Origin of the sequence: Thermococcus sp. ES12, assembly GCF_012027515.1 — an archaeon.
Classification (GTDB): Archaea; Methanobacteriota_B; Thermococci; order Thermococcales; family Thermococcaceae; genus Thermococcus; species Thermococcus barossii.
Genome location: NZ_SNUP01000002.1, coordinates 553,569 through 568,666, shown reverse-complemented (window position 1 = coordinate 568,666; position 15,098 = coordinate 553,569). Strand labels below are relative to the sequence as shown.

The window sequence follows — 15,098 nt, the reverse complement described above, 5'->3', positions numbered from 1 at the left end:
GGCTGAAAAATGAAGAGGGGCGTCGTTGGGATAATAGCCAACCCAGAGTCCGGAAGGGATATACGGCGACTGGTCGCCCACGCCAGCGTCTTCGACAACATGGAGAAGGTCAGCATAGTCGAGAGGCTCCTCCTGATACTCCAGGAACTGGGCGTAAAGAGAGTAATCGGAATGCCCGAAACCTTCGGAATAATTCCGGGAGCAAAGCGAGCCGTTGAGGAACACCTCAACATCGAAGTCGATCTGATTGACATGAAGATATTTGGGGACTGGCGCGACACATACAAAGCGACCGAAATCCTCAGAGAGGAAGCCTCGGCCATAGTGGTAATAGGCGGCGACGGAACCAACAGGATAGTGGCGAAGGCCTGCGGTGATACTCCAATAATGCCCATCTCCACCGGAACCAACAACGTTTTTCCGTACATGATTGAGGCCACGATAGCAGGGGAAGCTGTGGCAGCGATAGCGACCGGGGTTGTAGCGCCGGATGAAGGAACCTACAGGACGAAGAGGATAGAGCTCTTTGAAAACGGCAAGCTGAGGGATATAGCCCTCATAGATGCGGCCGCAACGACCCATTCCTTTGTCGGCTCAAAGGCCGTGTGGAAGCCGGAGTATCTCAGGGAACTCGTTGTTACCAGATGCTCCCCCTCCAACATAGGTCTCAGTTCCATCGCAGGAGTTCTGAAGGAGGTGAGAGAAGAGGACGATTTCGGCTTGTACCTGGAGATAGGAGACGGCAGACCAGTTAAGGCCCCAATAGCGCCGGGCGTTTTCAAACGGGTTCATATCGGGGGGGTCAGAGAAATAGCCATTGAGGAAGAAGTCGCGATACACACTAGTCCCACCCTCTTTGCCCTTGATGGTGAGAGAGAGGTTGAGATGAGCGGCAAAATAACCGCCAAGCTCACGAGGAGAGGTCCAAGGGTTATAGACTACCGAAAAACCCTCAGACTCGCGGCGGAGAGGGGCTTCTTTGAGGGTTAGAAACCCAGCTCCTTAGTTCTTTCTCTATGCCCTCCTCAATACTTCTTAGGTGATAAGAGGGAAGCCGGAGGTTCCACTCATCGCGGGAGTACTTGAACCCGTGGAGAATCTCAGCGGCGTTAAGCTCCTCTTCCATCGGCTCATCCATGTAAAATTTCTCTGAAAGTACCTCAGAATATCCGCGTACTAAAGCGTCCATGACGTCTCCTGCATCAATGCTATCAGTGAACTCGGAGAGGTTTGCCACGAGATACTTCACGGGGTCAACGGAGGGCTTGAGTCTCTCCGGAACCCTGAGCAGGCCCCGGAGCATTCCTAAATCGGCATCAAACAGAATGGAACCATGCAGGAAGAGAACCCCCCATCTGATGCTTGCAGCGGTTCCTGAAACCTTTCTTCCGCCCACGACAACGTCATTCGCGTTCCTCAGGTATGGAGAGAAGCCTAGGGATTCAAGTGCGGCAAGTGTACCCCGGAGGATGGTGCCGTAGAGATACGATACCGGGAACTCAACGTCCTTCTTAATGACAACGGAATAGTTCACGCAACCCCTGTCAAGGTACACCGTACCCCCGCCCGTAAAGCGTCTGATTATCGGAACGCCTTTCCTACCGGCAAGGTCAAGATCGACGTCCTCCTCGGCACTTCTGAAGTATCCCAAAACGACAGAACGTGAAGTCCTCCAGAGACGGAGGGTGTCCGGAATCATGTCCTTTGCACGTAACCTGGCCAGGGCCTCCTCAAAGGCCAGGTCAAATTCAGGGTCACAGCTATCGAACATGACGACTCTGAGAGCCATGATAGATAATTCTCAATGGACGCTATAAAGTTGGGGGTGGAAAAAGCCTTAATGGTGAGCCCCCAATTTTTAATGGCCGCAATGAGGAGAAAGCACCTCCTCTGAGCCGGCGTACATGCTGAGACGCCCACGGACTGAGCGGCTATTTCATATCCTCCACGTAGAGGAAGAGCGCCTTGAGGTACTCCGTGTCCTTCGAGGCCATGAGTATCGGGTGGTCCGGCGCCTGAGTCCTGTAGGGCTCAAGCATCTTAAGGAACTTCCCGGCCTTGGCCGCTGCTGCAATAACCATGTCCTTGAAGGCCTGCATGTCCACGTGCTGGGAGCAGGAGGCGGTCACGAGTATCCCACCCTCTTTGACGAGCTGTAAGCCGGCGTAGTTCACGTTGAAGTAGGCGCGAAGGCCCCGCTTTAGGTCCTTCTCGTGCTGGACGAAGGCGGGGGGATCGAGGATGACGATGTCAAACTTCTCGCCGCGCTTTATCATCTCCTCCATAACCGGGAAGGCGGAGCCGACGGTGTACCTCATCCTGTCCTCAACGCCGTTGAGCTTGGCGTTCTCCTTCACCATGTTGATTGCCCAGGGAGACTTGTCAACGGCCACGACCTCTTCCGCCCCGGCGACGGCGGCGTGAATGGCGAAGCCACCTGTGTATGTGAAAACATCAAGAACCCTCATTCCCGGCCTGACGTACTTCTCAAGGGCTATCCTGTTCTCCCTCTGGTCGAGGAAGAAGCCCGTCTTCTGTCCGCGCATGTCAACGATGAACTTGGCCTTTCCTTCCTCGATTATTGTGCGATACTTCTCCTTGCCGAGGAGGACGCGCTCTATCTCGGGTAGGCCCTCCCTCCTCCTTGAGCGCCCGGTGTTCTTCTCGAAGACGGTCTCTATCTCTGGCTCGGCCTCCATTATGGCCTCGGCAACGTCGAGCTTGAACCTCTCCATCCCGACGCTCGATATCTGGAGTGATGCTATCTCGTTGAAGCGGTCAACTATGAGGCCAGGAAGGTAGTCGGCCTCGCCGTAGACCATGCGGTAGGCCTTATCGTAGCCGAGAACCTTCTTGCGGTACTCGTTGGCCTTCCTAATCCTCTCGCGAAAGAGCTCCTTGTTTATCTCCGTCTCGCGGTCCTTGGTGACTAGCCTGATCATGATGTTGGAGTTCGGGTTCACAAAGCCCTTTCCAAGGAACTTGCCCCCGCGGGTATAGACCTCAACTATATCTCCAGGCTCGAACTCACCCTCCGTTCTCACGACGCCCTTCTTGAAGACTATCATCGCGCCCTTTCCTATGGCTCTCGCCGCCTGAGCGTCAACTACCACCTTTGCCATCTCTCACCACCGGTTGAAGTTCGGCGATAGGTATATAACCCTTAGCGTCCTATATTATGCCGGTGATTCTATGCACTTCGAGGTAGTGAAAGAGTTTCTCGAGGAAATAGGGGCGGACTGGATAGAGATTGACGGCGAAATCCACCTGGAGCCGGAGGTCTTCTACGAGGTCTGGAAATACGTGGGCCAGCCAGACCTCGGCATGTACACGATTGAAGACGAGGTCGTGGAGCCCGGTTCTTACGATCCGCCCGAGAAGAAGTACGTAAGCACGAAGAAGATTCGAGTCAAGAAGGCGTACTTCACGACGCTGGACGGCAAGAGGATAGTGACGGACTACAGCGAGCTCCAGAGGATTCTGAAGGAGAAATCCCCCTGATTCTCTTCTTATCCGATTATTATTTGGAGCATCAGCACTCCCATGCAGTTCGTTCTTTTGACTCCTAAGGCCACAGCGAGCAGTCCTATCATCGCTCCCCCCGTGAGGACGAGGAGTCCTAGGAAGCCGTCAAAATACAGGGACAGGAGTACAAGGATGGCCACAACCGCACCGTTCAGGAACCTGTAGGGTACACGGTTCAGTGCACCGAGTATAGTGGCCGCCAGCAGTTCACCGTAGCTAAGAACGAGGAGGGAAACGAACAGGGCCGCCAGGGCGTAGTACGGGAGGAAACCCCTGGGGTCCGATTCCATCAAAGCCACGATGCCGTTTCTTATCCTCCCGGTTTCCAGAAAGTTCATGAAGGAGAACAGGAAATTGGCGGTGTTGACGGAAAAGACCACCACAAGGAACGAGCGCTCGTCACGGGAAAGAAAGGAACCTATGAGGGCCGCCTGGGAAGCGGTAAACGCTGGAACCAGCGAAGCTATCATCCCCAGAAGGGTCCCTAGGAAGGAGAAGCCCAGGAAACGTTTTGGGTTCATCCTGATCTCTCCATCCTCCTTCGAAATGTTTGAGGTCCCTTCAACGAAAGCCATTAAAAGCACGGGCAGACCAAAGAGCCCCGTGAAGAGGTGATAGTACGGCTGATCCAAAGGGAGCCGAAAAGTGAGGACTCCAAGGATTCCCGCGAGGAAGAACACCAGCGCTGCATAGAGTTTCTTCAAACCCTTCTCCGTGAGGATTAAGAGGAGGGCCAGTAAGCATACGACTGCCCTTCCGGTTCCTGGAGTGTAAGCACCGGCCAGCACTGGATAGATGGGGGAGAGAAGAATCACCATGAGAACCGCCAGAAAGCTCGCCCACAGCGCTATTCTGATGACCTCCATGGCCCTTCCGCGGAGGACGAGCCTGTGTGCCGGAAGTATGCCAAGGGCTGTCCCCTCATCTGGAACGCCGAAGAATGCAGAGGGAACGACGTCGAGGAAGGTGTGCGTCAGGCCCATCGAAAAGAGCAACAGGTTCCCGCTTACTCCTTCCATTGCCAGGAAAGCGCCCAGCGTGTTCACGTGGATTCCGGGGAATATACCGCTGAAAGTCCCTGCGAGGATTCCGCTCAGCAGTTCCCCGAGCAAACATCACCACCCGATTGAATCTCAAAGGCGGGCATGTCTCTATAGGTTGTGAAGAACCCGTAGGCGGTGACCGTCTGGTTTGGGCTCAGAGAAACGTTGAGGGACTTTCTCAGCTTTAGGAGAACCCAGCAGTTGCCGTTTGTGAGGTTCGCCAGCCCAAAGCCGTTCCTGTAAATCCTCACCCAAGTCACTGCCCCATTGACCCTGGCGAATGCTCCCTCGGAAAAGGCACATATTTCGTTCGGCAGTTTTTCCCTGGGCTTTATGACGTCACACTTCAGGCAGTAGAGGGAAGACTTCCTCCTGACGGCCTCAAAGTGAATCACGTCACCAGCTCTCGCCCGAAAGTTGGTGAGTTTCAATTCGGTGCAGTCCAGCTTTAGGGAGCTGCCAGCTCTTACTACAGTGCAGTTTCCCGTTGCGATGTCCCCGATGGATGCCTCCGAAACCGGAACCCTTCTAGCGTGGCCCTTTACAACAACGTCCTCGGCTGAATCAACGATGAGGGAGAGCTTTGAGTAGAACCTGACTACCCCAACCACCCTCACAAGCTGTCCGGCTTCGAGATGCGTTCCATACGGAAGGTAAAGAACTATCTCCTCACTCCCGTTCCAGAGCACGGTTCTCGAACCGCTGTAAATCACAGCCCCCTCAACGACCCAGGGCATTCCATCGCTGGGTTCCCTGGGAAAGCCCAGAACCCTGTACTCCAGGGGATAGAACATATTCCGGTACCAGATGCCCCTGACCCTTACAGTTATCCTCTTTTCCACGGGGAGAGCGGTTGCAAGCCTCACCCTCTCCGGCGTCAGCAGGTAAAACCCGGATGATGGCCAGTAGGCACCCTCCACGGTGGACATGGGAAAGCCCGGTTCGGCCGGCTCTATCCGAGCGTTTCTGAGTTTTGCTCCGGATGTCGTGTTGTACATTCTCCCCACCGCCCGGTAAACCTTTCCAACCTGAAGGGATGCATATACACCCACCGTGCTCCGTCCGTCGCTCAGGAGCGAGAATGAATCCGAGGAATACACGCAGACCCCTGTGAACTCGTCGAGATTCTCGGTTGTGGCTCCTAGGTGGGCCATTACCAGCAGAACCACTACCGAGCCAATCAAGAGAACAACTACCAATCTTTTATTTGTCACCATGTTTAATAGTAATAACGGAACCTTAAAAATCTTACCCTATTGAGGGTAGGGGAGAAAGAAGAAGATCAGTAAACCTCGCCGCTCGGGTAGACCACGATGCCCTCCTCGTTTATCTCGAAGGGGTACTTCTTCATGGAGTGCTTGGTCTCGCGCATCTTCCTGATTAGGAGGTAGCGCTTCAGCTCAACCTCCTTCTCAACGAAGTCCAGAAGGACAACGCCCCTTGCTATGTACTCCTCCATTCCGTAGCGGCTTATTCTACCCCTACTGGGATCGGGAGCCTCAGTGGTTAGTATGGACGTGACACCCATCTCAAGGAGTATTGTGTTGAGCTGGAGAAGAACTTCCCTTATCTTGCTTTCTTCCTGAAGTCTGAAGGCTATGGAGGGAATCGAGTCTATAACCAGCCTCTTGGCGTTTATCGCCTTGACGACGCGGTATATGTAGCGGAGAAAGTCCTCGGCGTTGAGGTTGCCCTCAAGGACGTACTGCTCCTCAGAGGGTAGCCCGACCACGGCGCTAACGCCATCCACTATGGCTATCATCCTCTCCCTCTCGTACTTTTCAAGGTCCCATCCGAAGGCCAGCATCTCCCTTCTAAGGTCCTGTGCCCTCTCCTCAAGGGTGACTATGACTCCGGGTTCATTATACTCAGAGGCCCCTTTGTAGACGAACTGAACCCCAAAAGTAGTCTTACCGCTTCCTGTTGGTCCTGTAACCAAGACTGTCGTCCCCGCGGGAAAACCGCCTTCGATTAAATCGTCAAAACCAGGGATACCGCTTTTCACTCTTTTGACAGTGTATTTCATGACCATCCAAATCACCCGTGAAATCTTTACGAACTCTCTCTTTTGTCTAATATAACATCTGGAACCAAAGAGATATAAAACTTTTGGGGTGCGAGTGGCCACTCACGTTTAAATGAATATATCACGGGGATTGTTCGGGAGTTCACGCTATTTGGGACAGCAAACGCCACAAATGACCCTCCAGAGGGTTTTTGAAGAATTCAGCCAAGCAAGGTACAAGATCACCAACCACCATGGAAACCGTTTTATGTCCCCACCCCGACTATCAGTAAGAGGTGAAGTCATGCTCGATCCCTTTGGAGATGAAGCCAAGCGGCTCGTCAGGGAGGAGTTCGGTGGAATAAACGAACTGCTCTCAATCATTCCCTCATACGTGGGAATAGACCAGGCCATAGAGAGGGTATCATGGATTAAATCTGGCGAGATCCCTGAGGAGATTCTCAAACTTGGAGACGTTCAGGATCTGCTGACGTTCTACGCCCTCCTGGGTGCTCTCGCGTTCTCACCCTACGGCATAGAAATGGAACTCGTGAAAGAAAGCAACGCAAGGATATACTCCGAGAGACTCAGAAGGGCAGGGAGAATAGAGGGAACATCGATTGCCCTGGAGAGCGTGAGTAGAAACGAGATACCCATCAGGGACAGAACCATACTTGAGAGAACCCACCACCAAGAACTCCCGCCAGTGGAGAGGGAGAGGCTAAGACTGAAGTATAAGATACCCCTGGGAAAACTGCTCGAACTGTGGGACGGGAGCCTCAAGGAGGTGTACATCAGAAAGGGATACGCCTACCTCACGGAGGAACAGGGGTTGAGGCTCTGGGAGAGGTCCTTTGAGAGGAACTTTGAACGGGCTGTGAACCTGCTCTACGAGGTGCGGGATGAGCTTCCGGAGTACTACCTCAGGCTCTACGAGAGACTCGGAGAGATTGCAAGGGAGCACTTCAAGGAAAGGCTCGAAAGGATGGGCTCGGCGGAGGCGCAACCCCTGCGCTTCGACCTGTTCCCGCCGTGCGTCAAAATCGCTCTCGGCGGGGTCCCGGCTGGACTCAGGAACTATGCGATAACGGTTCTCCTCACGAGCTTTCTGAGTTACGCGAGACTGTGCCCCAACCCGCCCAGGAGGGACGTCAGAATAAGGGACTGCGTGAGTGACCTGAGCATCGTTGAGAAGGAGATACTTCCGGTCATCATAGAGGCCGGCAACCGCTGCAGTCCGCCGCTGTTCGAAGACCAGCCACACGAGGTTAAGAACATCTGGTACCACCTCGGCTTCGGTTTAACCGACAAGCCAACCCTTGAGGACAGCGGGAACTCCACGTGGTACTTCCCGCCGAACTGCTCCAAGATACGGGCAAACGCCCCCCAGCTCTGCAGGCCCGACAGGCACTGCAGGAACATAAAGAACCCTCTCACGTACTATCTGAGGCGCCTCTACCTTGAAAACAGAGGGAAAGCCGGTGGAGATGAAAGCGCCGAGGGCGGTGAGGAGAATGGCTGAACTGTTCAGGGAGGCCACGCCGAAGGAGCGGAAGCTCTACTACTCACGGGAATGGAACCCTGGGAAACTCCCCGACTTCATCGTCAAGACCCTGGAGAACAGGGAGTTCGGCTTCGACCACACGGGGGAGGGGCCGAGCGACAGGAAGAATGTCTTCATGGACATCCAAGACCTTGGGGACTACATACGGGCAACGGCGCCCTACGCGATATACTCCAGCGTCGCACTCTACGAGGAACCTAAGGGTATGAGCGGCTGGCTGGGAGCGGAGCTGGTCTTTGACATAGACGCGAAGGACCTCCCGCTCAGAAGGTGTTCCCATATCCACGAGCACGGGCAGGTGTGCCCGCTCTGTCTCGAAGACGCCAAGGAGCTGGCGAGGGACACGCTGGTTGTTCTCAAGGAGGACTTCGGCTTCGAGGACGTCCACGTGATATACTCCGGAAGGGGCTACCACATCCGCGTTCTGGATGAATGGGCTCTGGCCCTCGATGGAAAGGCCAGGGAAAAGGTGCTGGCGTACATCAGTGCGGCGGAGGAGGTTAGCTTTGACGACATAATGAGCAGAAGGATTATGCTCTCCTCCGGCTATTACAGGGTTTTTCGTCTGAGGTTTGGGTATTTCATAAGGCGGATAAACGAGAGCCACCTCCTCAACATAGGGCTAAGAAAGGGACAGATTGAGAAACTCCTTGAGAACAGGGAAGAAATTTACGAGGGCTTCGTGAGGAAAGGACTCCTCACCGCGTTTCCCCAGGGAATAGGATATAAAACCCTGACGAAGTTGTTTGCTCTTTCGAGCACGTTCTCAAAGGCATACTTTGACGGAAGGGTTACCGTAGATGTTAAAAGAATCCTCCGCCTCCCGTCGAGCCTCCATTCCAAAGTCGGCCTCATAACGACGTACATAGGTCAGGACGAGAGAAAGCTCGAACGGTTTAACCCATTCAAGGACGCGGTTCCAAGGTTCAGAAGGGAAGAGGTCAGGGAAGCCTACGGGGAGTGGCTGGAAAGGCATGGGGATGAATTGTGAACGGAAGAATAAAAATAGCCACGGCGATGCTGATATGGGGCAGCGTGGGAATATTCGCACGCTTTTCGAACCTGTCCGGCCTAGGGGTGGCCTTCTACAGGGTATCCCTTGGGGCCCTTCTGCTCCTTCTCATTCTCGCAAGGAATAGGGAATCGCTCCTATCAATTTCCCCTCTCCTGAAGGACAGATGGAAGCCCCTCCTGGCGCTGGGAATTTCCCTTGGGTTAAACTGGGCCTTCCTGTTCACGGCGTTTAACTACACCACCATAGCGAACGCAGTCCTTGTCTACTACCTAGCCCCGATAATAGCGACGGTTATCTCATGGCGCTTCCTGGGGGAGAGACTGAGCCTGAAGAGCTGGCTCCTTATAGGCACGGCCTTCGCCGGACTCATCCTCATCATGAGCGGCCAGAACGTTGATCTGGGCGACAGGGACTTCATAGGCATCTTGCTCGCCCTTGTGGCGGCTTTCTTCTATGCCCTGATACCGAACTTCGGCAGATTTCTGCGTGGAATCGATGGTAAAACGCTGACGTTCCTTCAGCTCGCCATAGCATCGCTGGTACTCGCTCCTTTCATGATTGCCTCAGGTGCCGGGGAACCTGTCTGGTGGGCGATTTTCGTTCTCGTGGCCGTTCACACGGTACTTGCGCTGTTCCTTTACATGGACGGGCTGAAGGAGGTCGAGGTCAACGAGGCGGCGTTGCTGAGCTACCTGGACCCGATGAGCGCGATAGTATACGCCTTTCTGATATTTGGAGAAGTTCCGGGAATGAGAACCGCGATTGGAGGGGCCCTGATATTACTCGCATCCCTGCTGGATGTCAAGGCGAGGGGGTCATAGCCCGCCTTCTGTATCAGGGGGACATTCGACTGAGCGGCCTACCACGGGGCTCCCACCGGGAACTCATCGCCCCTTCCTCGGCCTTGCACCCCGCGGGACGGCCGTTTCACCGGTCCCCGACGGGTCGTCTGCGGGTTATCTCGGGCACCGTCGCCGGGCCCTTCGCCGCTTTCATCCCCATATCCGCCGGGACGTGTCGTTTCTGCGCCGTTGCCCTCCCTCTCGGGAGGTGCCTTGCGGCACCGCGGCCCCGGTGCGGTGGGCGGAACTTCCTCGGGAGCACCCCGAGAGCCCCCGACCCCCTCGCCGAGGAAAGTTAGAAAAGGAGGGATAAAAAGGTTTGGTGTTCACCTCTTCTTGGGGAGTTCCTTGTTCTCCTTGAACTCCGGCCTCTTGGGCCTTCTGAATCTCCCAAGGGGCGAACGCCTCTTTGGTTTTGGTCTGGTGCGTCTTTTGGACCTTTCACCCTTGCGGGTGTAGTAGAACGCTCCCGCAACAAGCAGGAGAAAGACTATGATAACGAGACCCATCCAAAGGCCTCCAGAGGTTCCGGATGAGGTCGTTGTGGTGTTCGAAACCGTGGTGGTCGTGGTGGTAGTGGTTGTCGTGGGAGGTGCAGGAGGCTGCAGGTACAGCTCTCCTTTGGAAGTGCTGGTCTCACCCATGGCGCTCAGGGTAAACTCGTACTCAACGACCTTCCCAACTGGCAGTTGGAACTTGAGGGAGACTTCGTTGATTCCGGGATGGAGCACACTCTGGAGCGAATCCTTGTAAAGGACGTTGCCATTTGCAACGATTCTGTATCCGAATTCGCCTTGAACTTCCTCATAGTTGGGGTTCTCTATTGCAATCTTAAACAGAACCTCCTCACTGGAGACCCTTTCGTAGGTTACGTTGCGGATGAGAGGCGGGGCCTGCACCTTGTAGGAGACCTTGCCGCTCCCGATGAGTCGTCCATCAAAGGTCAGCTCTATGACCGAGGTTAGGTTCCCCGCTACGTTAGTTGGAAGGTTTGCCTCGATTACGTCCGTACCTCCCCTAACGGTAACTGGAGTCGTGGTGTTCGAGACAAGGCTTCCGTTCCTGTAGGTCTCCACGGTCAGGTTTAGGTCAACGTTCCTCTCGGAGAGGAGGGTGAGATAGGCGCGGTTTTCTTCACCGAGCTTCACGACGTCTGACTGAAGGGAAATAGCAACGAGTTTAACCCCGAAACGAACCGGGATTTCGCGGGAATATCTGTAGCTTCCGTCCTCGTACTCAATGCGATACTCAAGTCTGTAAGTTCCCTCCGGAAGGTCATAGCCAACTGGAACCTCGAAGCGTATCAGGTTGTCCCCGGGTTTCATCGTCAGTGTTCTGTTCTCGGAGAAGTAGACCCTACCGTCAGCTGAGAGAGAAACGGAGGCCCTAACGGTGACGTCCGAGTGACCGATGTTGTCAACGTGGGAAAAAACCACTATGGTTTCTCCATTGAGAGCATAGGTCGAGCCGGGTCTCTCCTTCACATAGGCGTCGGCAACCCCGAAGTTCAGGGCACTTTCGATTATGTGGAGCGGAACCGCGGCGTGGACTATGTACATCGAATTGTCGGCAGTATACGCCAGAAAACGCAGATATAGGGTGTATGTGCCCCCTGAGACGTTAGAGGCACAGGATATATTGTAGGAGACGGAGTAAGTTTTCTGGGATGTCCAGTCGGCGAATATCGTTGGCTTGATCGTCAGATTGAAGCCCGGAATTTTGTTTCCGTCCGCATCCTCTACCCAGAACTTCTGGTAGCTGACCACCTTAAAACTGAAGCCACCGGCGTTCGTCAGCATTATCGTTCCACTACTGTAGTCGCCGCGAAGCAGGGTTATCTCATCGTTCGTCGTGAAACTTACGAACTGGGCCGAGGTAGGGGGAAGAAGCGTCATGGCCAGCATCAAAAGGATAAACGCCATTACAGTCTTTCTCATGCGTTCCCACCATCGATAGTTGTGTTTTCACCCATATAAAGTCTACTCCCCATAGAGCAGAATAAAGACACCAACGACCATCAAACCGGCGAAGGCGGCCATCATGAGCCTGTACCATATGAGCCTGGAGAGGTGAGTTCCTATGACGAGACCCAGCACAAAGAGCATAAGGCCGTAGAACACCGCAAATATCCCGAGGGCCGTGTTAACGCTCACGCCAAGTATCAGGAGCACCCCAAGGAGGGCGCCGGCGAGCACCGTGACGTGGGGAACCGTGAAGGCCAGGTAGTCCCTCAAAACTCTGAGATCTTCGTCCATACCCATCACTCCGTTATGAACGCGTAGGTCGTTGTCGTTGGAAGGGCTTTTCTTATTTTCGGAAGAAGGTACCTGGGATACAGCTCCTCTGCTTTATCAGCAAGGATATCGTAGGTGCCGAGGATTTTGTCCACGACCTTAACCTCCAGCCGGCCCCTCACCCTAAAGTAGCCCCTGTAAAGGGTGCTTATCTCAAGCACTATGGGTATCCTGAGACGCTCTTCCTCACCCCTGTCAAGGAGGGAGAGAACGTACTCCAGCTCGGAGCGCTTGAAGTAGTGGTAGCTCCCGTCCCGCAGTTTGACCTTCGGCTCATCCTCACTGAGCAGTTCCCCCAGCGTGGGCCTGCTGGCTGGGAGATGGAGGTTCACTCTGGCTATCTCCCTGTTGAGTATGTCCTCAGCCTTCGGCATGTTCGTGCCTACTCCTGAATCCAATAAACCTTTGCTTAACATTAATCTGTTAAAAATAGGCAGAAATAGCGAGCGGAATGACAATTTTTTGTCAATCGTTGGAGTGTTCAATCTCACCGTCGTCATAATGACAAAGACTCAGTAAAAAGGCTTTTATTGCATTAATCGTTCAGTAAACTGGTATTAATACTGAACATTCAAGTAATGATGGGTGATAAAGATGAACAGTTTGAGCATGTCCGGCGTGAAGCACGCACTTGAATCTAAAGGGGTAAGGTTCATCCAGCTCATTTTTGTGGACATAAACGGCGTTCCTAAGGGCATGGAGGTTCCCATAGAGAGATATGACGAGGCCATAGATGACGGCATAGCCTTTGACGGCTCCTCAATTCCCGGATTCGAGGGGATAGAGGACAGCGATTTGATTTTCAAAGCAGACCCATCAACCTACGCCGAAATCCCATGGGAGGGCGTATCCAGGGTCTACGGGTATATCTACAAGGGGGATAAACCCTACCACGCGGATCCCAGAGGAGTTCTCAGAAACGCCCTTGAAGAGCTTGAAAAGGCAGGCTTCAAAGCATACATTGGACCGGAACCCGAGTTCTACCTCTTCAGGAAGAACGGCTCCTGGGAGCTTCAGATACCCGACAGCGGCGGCTACTTCGACCTGGTGACCCTGGACAAGGCCAGGGGTATTCGCAGGGAAATAGCGCTCCGTATGCCTTCCCTTGGACTCATCCCGGAGGTTCTTCACCACGAGGTTGGAAAGGCCCAGCACGAGATAGACTTCCGCTACGATGAGGCGCTCAGAACGGCCGACAACATCATCAGTTTCAAGCACATAGTGAAGGCGACCGCAGAGGCACATGGCCTCTACGCCACATTCATGCCCAAACCCCTCTACGGATTTCCCGGCAACGGGATGCACCTCCACATAAGCCTCTGGGAGGACGGAAAGAACGCGTTCATCGGTGAGGACGGGCTGAGCGAGACGGCACTGCACTTCATAGCCGGGATATTGAAGCATGCAAAGGCCCTGACTGCCGTAACGAACCCGACGGTGAACAGCTACAAGCGCCTCGTTCCGGGTTACGAGGCACCGGTCTACATAAGCTGGGGATACCGGAACAGGAGTGCACTGATAAGGGTTCCCGCGTTCTGGGGCAACGGGGCGAGGATAGAGTACCGCTGTCCGGACCCAAGTGCAAACCCCTACCTGGCCTTCGCCGCGATACTGATGGCGGGCTTGGACGGTATAAGAAGAAAACTCGAGCCCAGCGCTTACGTGGAGGAAAACGTCTACGAGATGGACGGCTCCAAGCGGGAAAGCCTCGGGATAGATACGCTTCCAGAAAGTCTCGGAGAAGCCTTGGAGCTGCTGGAGAAAGACAAAGTTGTACGGAAAGCGCTGGGTGGGGCGTACAGGAACTTCCGGACCTACAAGGAACGCGAGTGGGAGGAATACTTAGAATACCTCGGCGCCAAGGGTCTTCCCGAGGGGACGAAGAAGGTAACGGAGTGGGAGATGGAGAGGTACTTCCACGTCTAATGAACCTCCTCAAGCACTTCCTCGATAACCGCTTCCCCAGGCTTTTCTTTCTCCTTCAGATGCACCAGCATTGAGCCTCCTATTATCAGAACCGCCCCGATGAGCTGTTCGGGGGTGAGGGTCTCACCGAAGAGCAAGAACGCCAGGGTTATCGCGACCACCGGCTCGATCGTGGCTACTATGCTGGCTCTGCTGACCTCTATTTCCTTCAGCGCGTGATTGTAGAGTATGTAACCGAGAAACGTTGGAAAGAACGCCAGGGCAAAGAGATACGGAACGGCACCAAAGGGCACCGAGAAGTCGGCGAAGGGCAGGAGATAGAACATGCCGAAGAGGAGAGTATAGAAGAGCGCCTTTTCGGGCTCATCGTCCCTGACGGCAAACTTTGCAAGAACACCATAGAGTGCGTAGGTCAGACCGGTCAGCAGTCCGAAGACCAGCGCCTTGGTGGAGAACTGCATATCACCCCAGTTCACGAGGACAACGCCCAGCATAACCATGAACAGAGCTGTTATCTTCTCCCGCCTCAGGGGCTCGTTGAACACTAGTCTGCCGAGGATTATGGAGTAAACGGGGGCGGTGTAGAGGAGCAGAACCGCGAAGGAGACAGAGGATATCGTCACCGTGTAGAAATACAGCGTGTAGAAGAGGAAGATACTGAAGAAGCCGTAGAGGGCGTAGAACCTCAGGCGGGGGCGCTCAAGGGCGAATCCTATCCCCCTGAGCCGAAGGTAAATCGCCAGAAGGAGGAGGGCAAAGAAAACACGGTAGAAGACCATCGTGAATGGAGTCAGTCCAAAACCGTCGAGGTACTTGGCGAATATCCCCAGGGTTCCCCACATGGACGCGGCAAGAAAAACGAAAAGGTATCCTCGTTTCATGGA

At 54.2% G+C, this 15,098-nt stretch carries 15 protein-coding genes and 1 other RNA gene; 6 read left to right on the top strand and 10 right to left on the bottom strand.

The features are described from left to right. The first annotated feature begins 9 nt into the window (after positions 1-9). Positions 10-990 (top strand): ATP-NAD kinase family protein, encoded by a 981-nt coding sequence (locus E3E37_RS07845; protein ID WP_167716224.1) that lies wholly within the window; start codon positions 10-12, stop codon positions 988-990. On the opposite strand, the gene E3E37_RS07840 is transcribed toward E3E37_RS07845, so the two are convergent. Both E3E37_RS07840 and E3E37_RS07835 read right to left on the bottom strand, forming a co-directional pair. Beyond that, positions 953-1,789, bottom strand: a complete 837-nt coding sequence (locus E3E37_RS07840; protein ID WP_167716223.1) for a biotin/lipoate A/B protein ligase family protein — start codon at positions 1,787-1,789, stop codon at positions 953-955. The genes E3E37_RS07845 and E3E37_RS07840 overlap by 38 nt on opposite strands. Positions 1,790-1,931: 142 nt before the next feature. Then, entirely contained in the window at positions 1,932-3,122 is a 1,191-nt protein-coding gene (locus E3E37_RS07835) for a class I SAM-dependent rRNA methyltransferase (RefSeq protein ID WP_167716221.1), read from the bottom strand. Between the two features lie 70 nt (positions 3,123-3,192). Here E3E37_RS07835 and E3E37_RS07830 point away from each other — a divergent pair, with 70 nt between their 5' ends. Then, positions 3,193-3,501, top strand: coding sequence for a DUF5748 family protein (locus E3E37_RS07830; RefSeq protein ID WP_167716219.1), 309 nt, complete (start codon positions 3,193-3,195; stop codon positions 3,499-3,501). An 8-nt stretch (positions 3,502-3,509) separates the two neighbouring features. On the opposite strand, the gene E3E37_RS07825 is transcribed toward E3E37_RS07830, so the two are convergent. From E3E37_RS07825 to E3E37_RS07815, 3 genes are all read right to left on the bottom strand, one after another. Then, complete coding sequence (locus tag E3E37_RS07825) at positions 3,510-4,637, bottom strand: tripartite tricarboxylate transporter permease (RefSeq protein WP_167716217.1); 1,128 nt, start codon at positions 4,635-4,637, stop codon at positions 3,510-3,512. Continuing rightward, entirely contained in the window at positions 4,619-5,785 is a 1,167-nt protein-coding gene (locus E3E37_RS07820; RefSeq protein WP_167716215.1) for a hypothetical protein, read from the bottom strand. Before E3E37_RS07820 ends, E3E37_RS07825 begins: the two co-directional genes overlap by 19 nt. A 65-nt stretch (positions 5,786-5,850) precedes the next feature. Continuing rightward, positions 5,851-6,600 carry an ATPase domain-containing protein gene (locus E3E37_RS07815; RefSeq protein ID WP_088865670.1) on the bottom strand — a complete coding sequence of 250 codons (750 nt, stop codon included), beginning with the start codon at positions 6,598-6,600 and terminating at the stop codon, positions 5,851-5,853. Positions 6,601-6,877: 277 nt separating this feature from the next. Here E3E37_RS07815 and priL point away from each other — a divergent pair, with 277 nt between their 5' ends. From priL to E3E37_RS07800, 3 genes are read left to right on the top strand one after another with little or no spacing between them, the layout of a single operon-like run. Continuing rightward, on the top strand, positions 6,878-8,095 hold the full coding sequence (priL, locus tag E3E37_RS07810; protein ID WP_167716212.1) for a DNA primase large subunit PriL: 1,218 nt from the start codon (positions 6,878-6,880) through the stop codon (positions 8,093-8,095). Continuing rightward, entirely contained in the window at positions 8,088-9,128 is a 1,041-nt protein-coding gene (gene priS / locus E3E37_RS07805) for a DNA primase catalytic subunit PriS (RefSeq protein WP_088865668.1), read from the top strand. The genes priL and priS overlap by 8 nt, the downstream gene beginning before the upstream one ends. Beyond that, positions 9,125-9,973 carry a DMT family transporter gene (locus E3E37_RS07800; RefSeq protein ID WP_371731702.1) on the top strand — a complete coding sequence of 283 codons (849 nt, stop codon included), beginning with the start codon at positions 9,125-9,127 and terminating at the stop codon, positions 9,971-9,973. Before priS ends, E3E37_RS07800 begins: the two co-directional genes overlap by 4 nt. Here the strand turns inward: E3E37_RS07800 and rnpB are convergent. The 4 genes from rnpB to E3E37_RS07780 form a co-directional block, all read right to left on the bottom strand. Then, an RNA gene (gene rnpB / locus E3E37_RS07795) (RNase P RNA component) lies at positions 9,959-10,280 on the bottom strand. The two genes, E3E37_RS07800 and rnpB, sit on opposite strands and share 15 nt — an antisense overlap. A 40-nt stretch (positions 10,281-10,320) precedes the next feature. Beyond that, a complete protein-coding gene (locus E3E37_RS07790; protein ID WP_167716210.1) occupies positions 10,321-11,931 on the bottom strand; it encodes a hypothetical protein in 1,611 nt (536 codons plus the stop codon). Between the two features lie 42 nt (positions 11,932-11,973). After that, positions 11,974-12,249, bottom strand: coding sequence for a hypothetical protein (locus E3E37_RS07785; RefSeq protein WP_167716208.1), 276 nt, complete (start codon positions 12,247-12,249; stop codon positions 11,974-11,976). Between the two features lie 5 nt (positions 12,250-12,254). Further along, positions 12,255-12,662 carry a DUF61 family protein gene (locus tag E3E37_RS07780; protein ID WP_088865664.1) on the bottom strand — a complete coding sequence of 136 codons (408 nt, stop codon included), beginning with the start codon at positions 12,660-12,662 and terminating at the stop codon, positions 12,255-12,257. A gap of 220 nt (positions 12,663-12,882) precedes the next feature. Between E3E37_RS07780 and glnA the strand changes: the two genes are divergently transcribed. Next, positions 12,883-14,214 carry a type I glutamate--ammonia ligase gene (gene glnA / locus E3E37_RS07775; RefSeq protein WP_167716206.1) on the top strand — a complete coding sequence of 444 codons (1,332 nt, stop codon included), beginning with the start codon at positions 12,883-12,885 and terminating at the stop codon, positions 14,212-14,214. Here glnA and E3E37_RS07770 read toward each other — a convergent pair. After that, the gene (locus E3E37_RS07770) at positions 14,211-15,095 is read right to left on the bottom strand and encodes a DMT family transporter (protein WP_167716204.1); all 885 of its coding nucleotides are present in this window, start codon (positions 15,093-15,095) and stop codon (positions 14,211-14,213) included. The genes glnA and E3E37_RS07770 overlap by 4 nt on opposite strands. Between the last annotated feature and the right edge of the window lie 3 nt (positions 15,096-15,098).

Excerpts from the sequence above, each read along its gene's own strand:
- E3E37_RS07840 (WP_167716223.1), bottom strand. The coding sequence starts at position 1,789 with ATGGCTCTCAGAGTCGTCATGTTCGATAGCTGTGACCCTGAATTTGAC.
- E3E37_RS07815 (WP_088865670.1), bottom strand. The coding sequence starts at position 6,600 with ATGGTCATGAAATACACTGTCAAAAGAGTGAAAAGCGGTATCCCTGGT.
- glnA (WP_167716206.1), top strand. The coding sequence starts at position 12,883 with ATGAACAGTTTGAGCATGTCCGGCGTGAAGCACGCACTTGAATCTAAA.
- priL (WP_167716212.1), top strand. The coding sequence starts at position 6,878 with ATGCTCGATCCCTTTGGAGATGAAGCCAAGCGGCTCGTCAGGGAGGAG.
- E3E37_RS07830 (WP_167716219.1), top strand. The coding sequence starts at position 3,193 with ATGCACTTCGAGGTAGTGAAAGAGTTTCTCGAGGAAATAGGGGCGGAC.
- E3E37_RS07845 (WP_167716224.1), top strand. The coding sequence starts at position 10 with ATGAAGAGGGGCGTCGTTGGGATAATAGCCAACCCAGAGTCCGGAAGG.
- E3E37_RS07820 (WP_167716215.1), bottom strand. The coding sequence starts at position 5,785 with ATGGTGACAAATAAAAGATTGGTAGTTGTTCTCTTGATTGGCTCGGTA.
- priS (WP_088865668.1), top strand. The coding sequence starts at position 8,088 with ATGGCTGAACTGTTCAGGGAGGCCACGCCGAAGGAGCGGAAGCTCTAC.
- E3E37_RS07770 (WP_167716204.1), bottom strand. The coding sequence starts at position 15,095 with ATGAAACGAGGATACCTTTTCGTTTTTCTTGCCGCGTCCATGTGGGGA.
- E3E37_RS07790 (WP_167716210.1), bottom strand. The coding sequence starts at position 11,931 with ATGAGAAAGACTGTAATGGCGTTTATCCTTTTGATGCTGGCCATGACG.
- E3E37_RS07780 (WP_088865664.1), bottom strand. The coding sequence starts at position 12,662 with ATGCCGAAGGCTGAGGACATACTCAACAGGGAGATAGCCAGAGTGAAC.
- E3E37_RS07835 (WP_167716221.1), bottom strand. The coding sequence starts at position 3,122 with ATGGCAAAGGTGGTAGTTGACGCTCAGGCGGCGAGAGCCATAGGAAAG.
- E3E37_RS07785 (WP_167716208.1), bottom strand. The coding sequence starts at position 12,249 with ATGGACGAAGATCTCAGAGTTTTGAGGGACTACCTGGCCTTCACGGTT.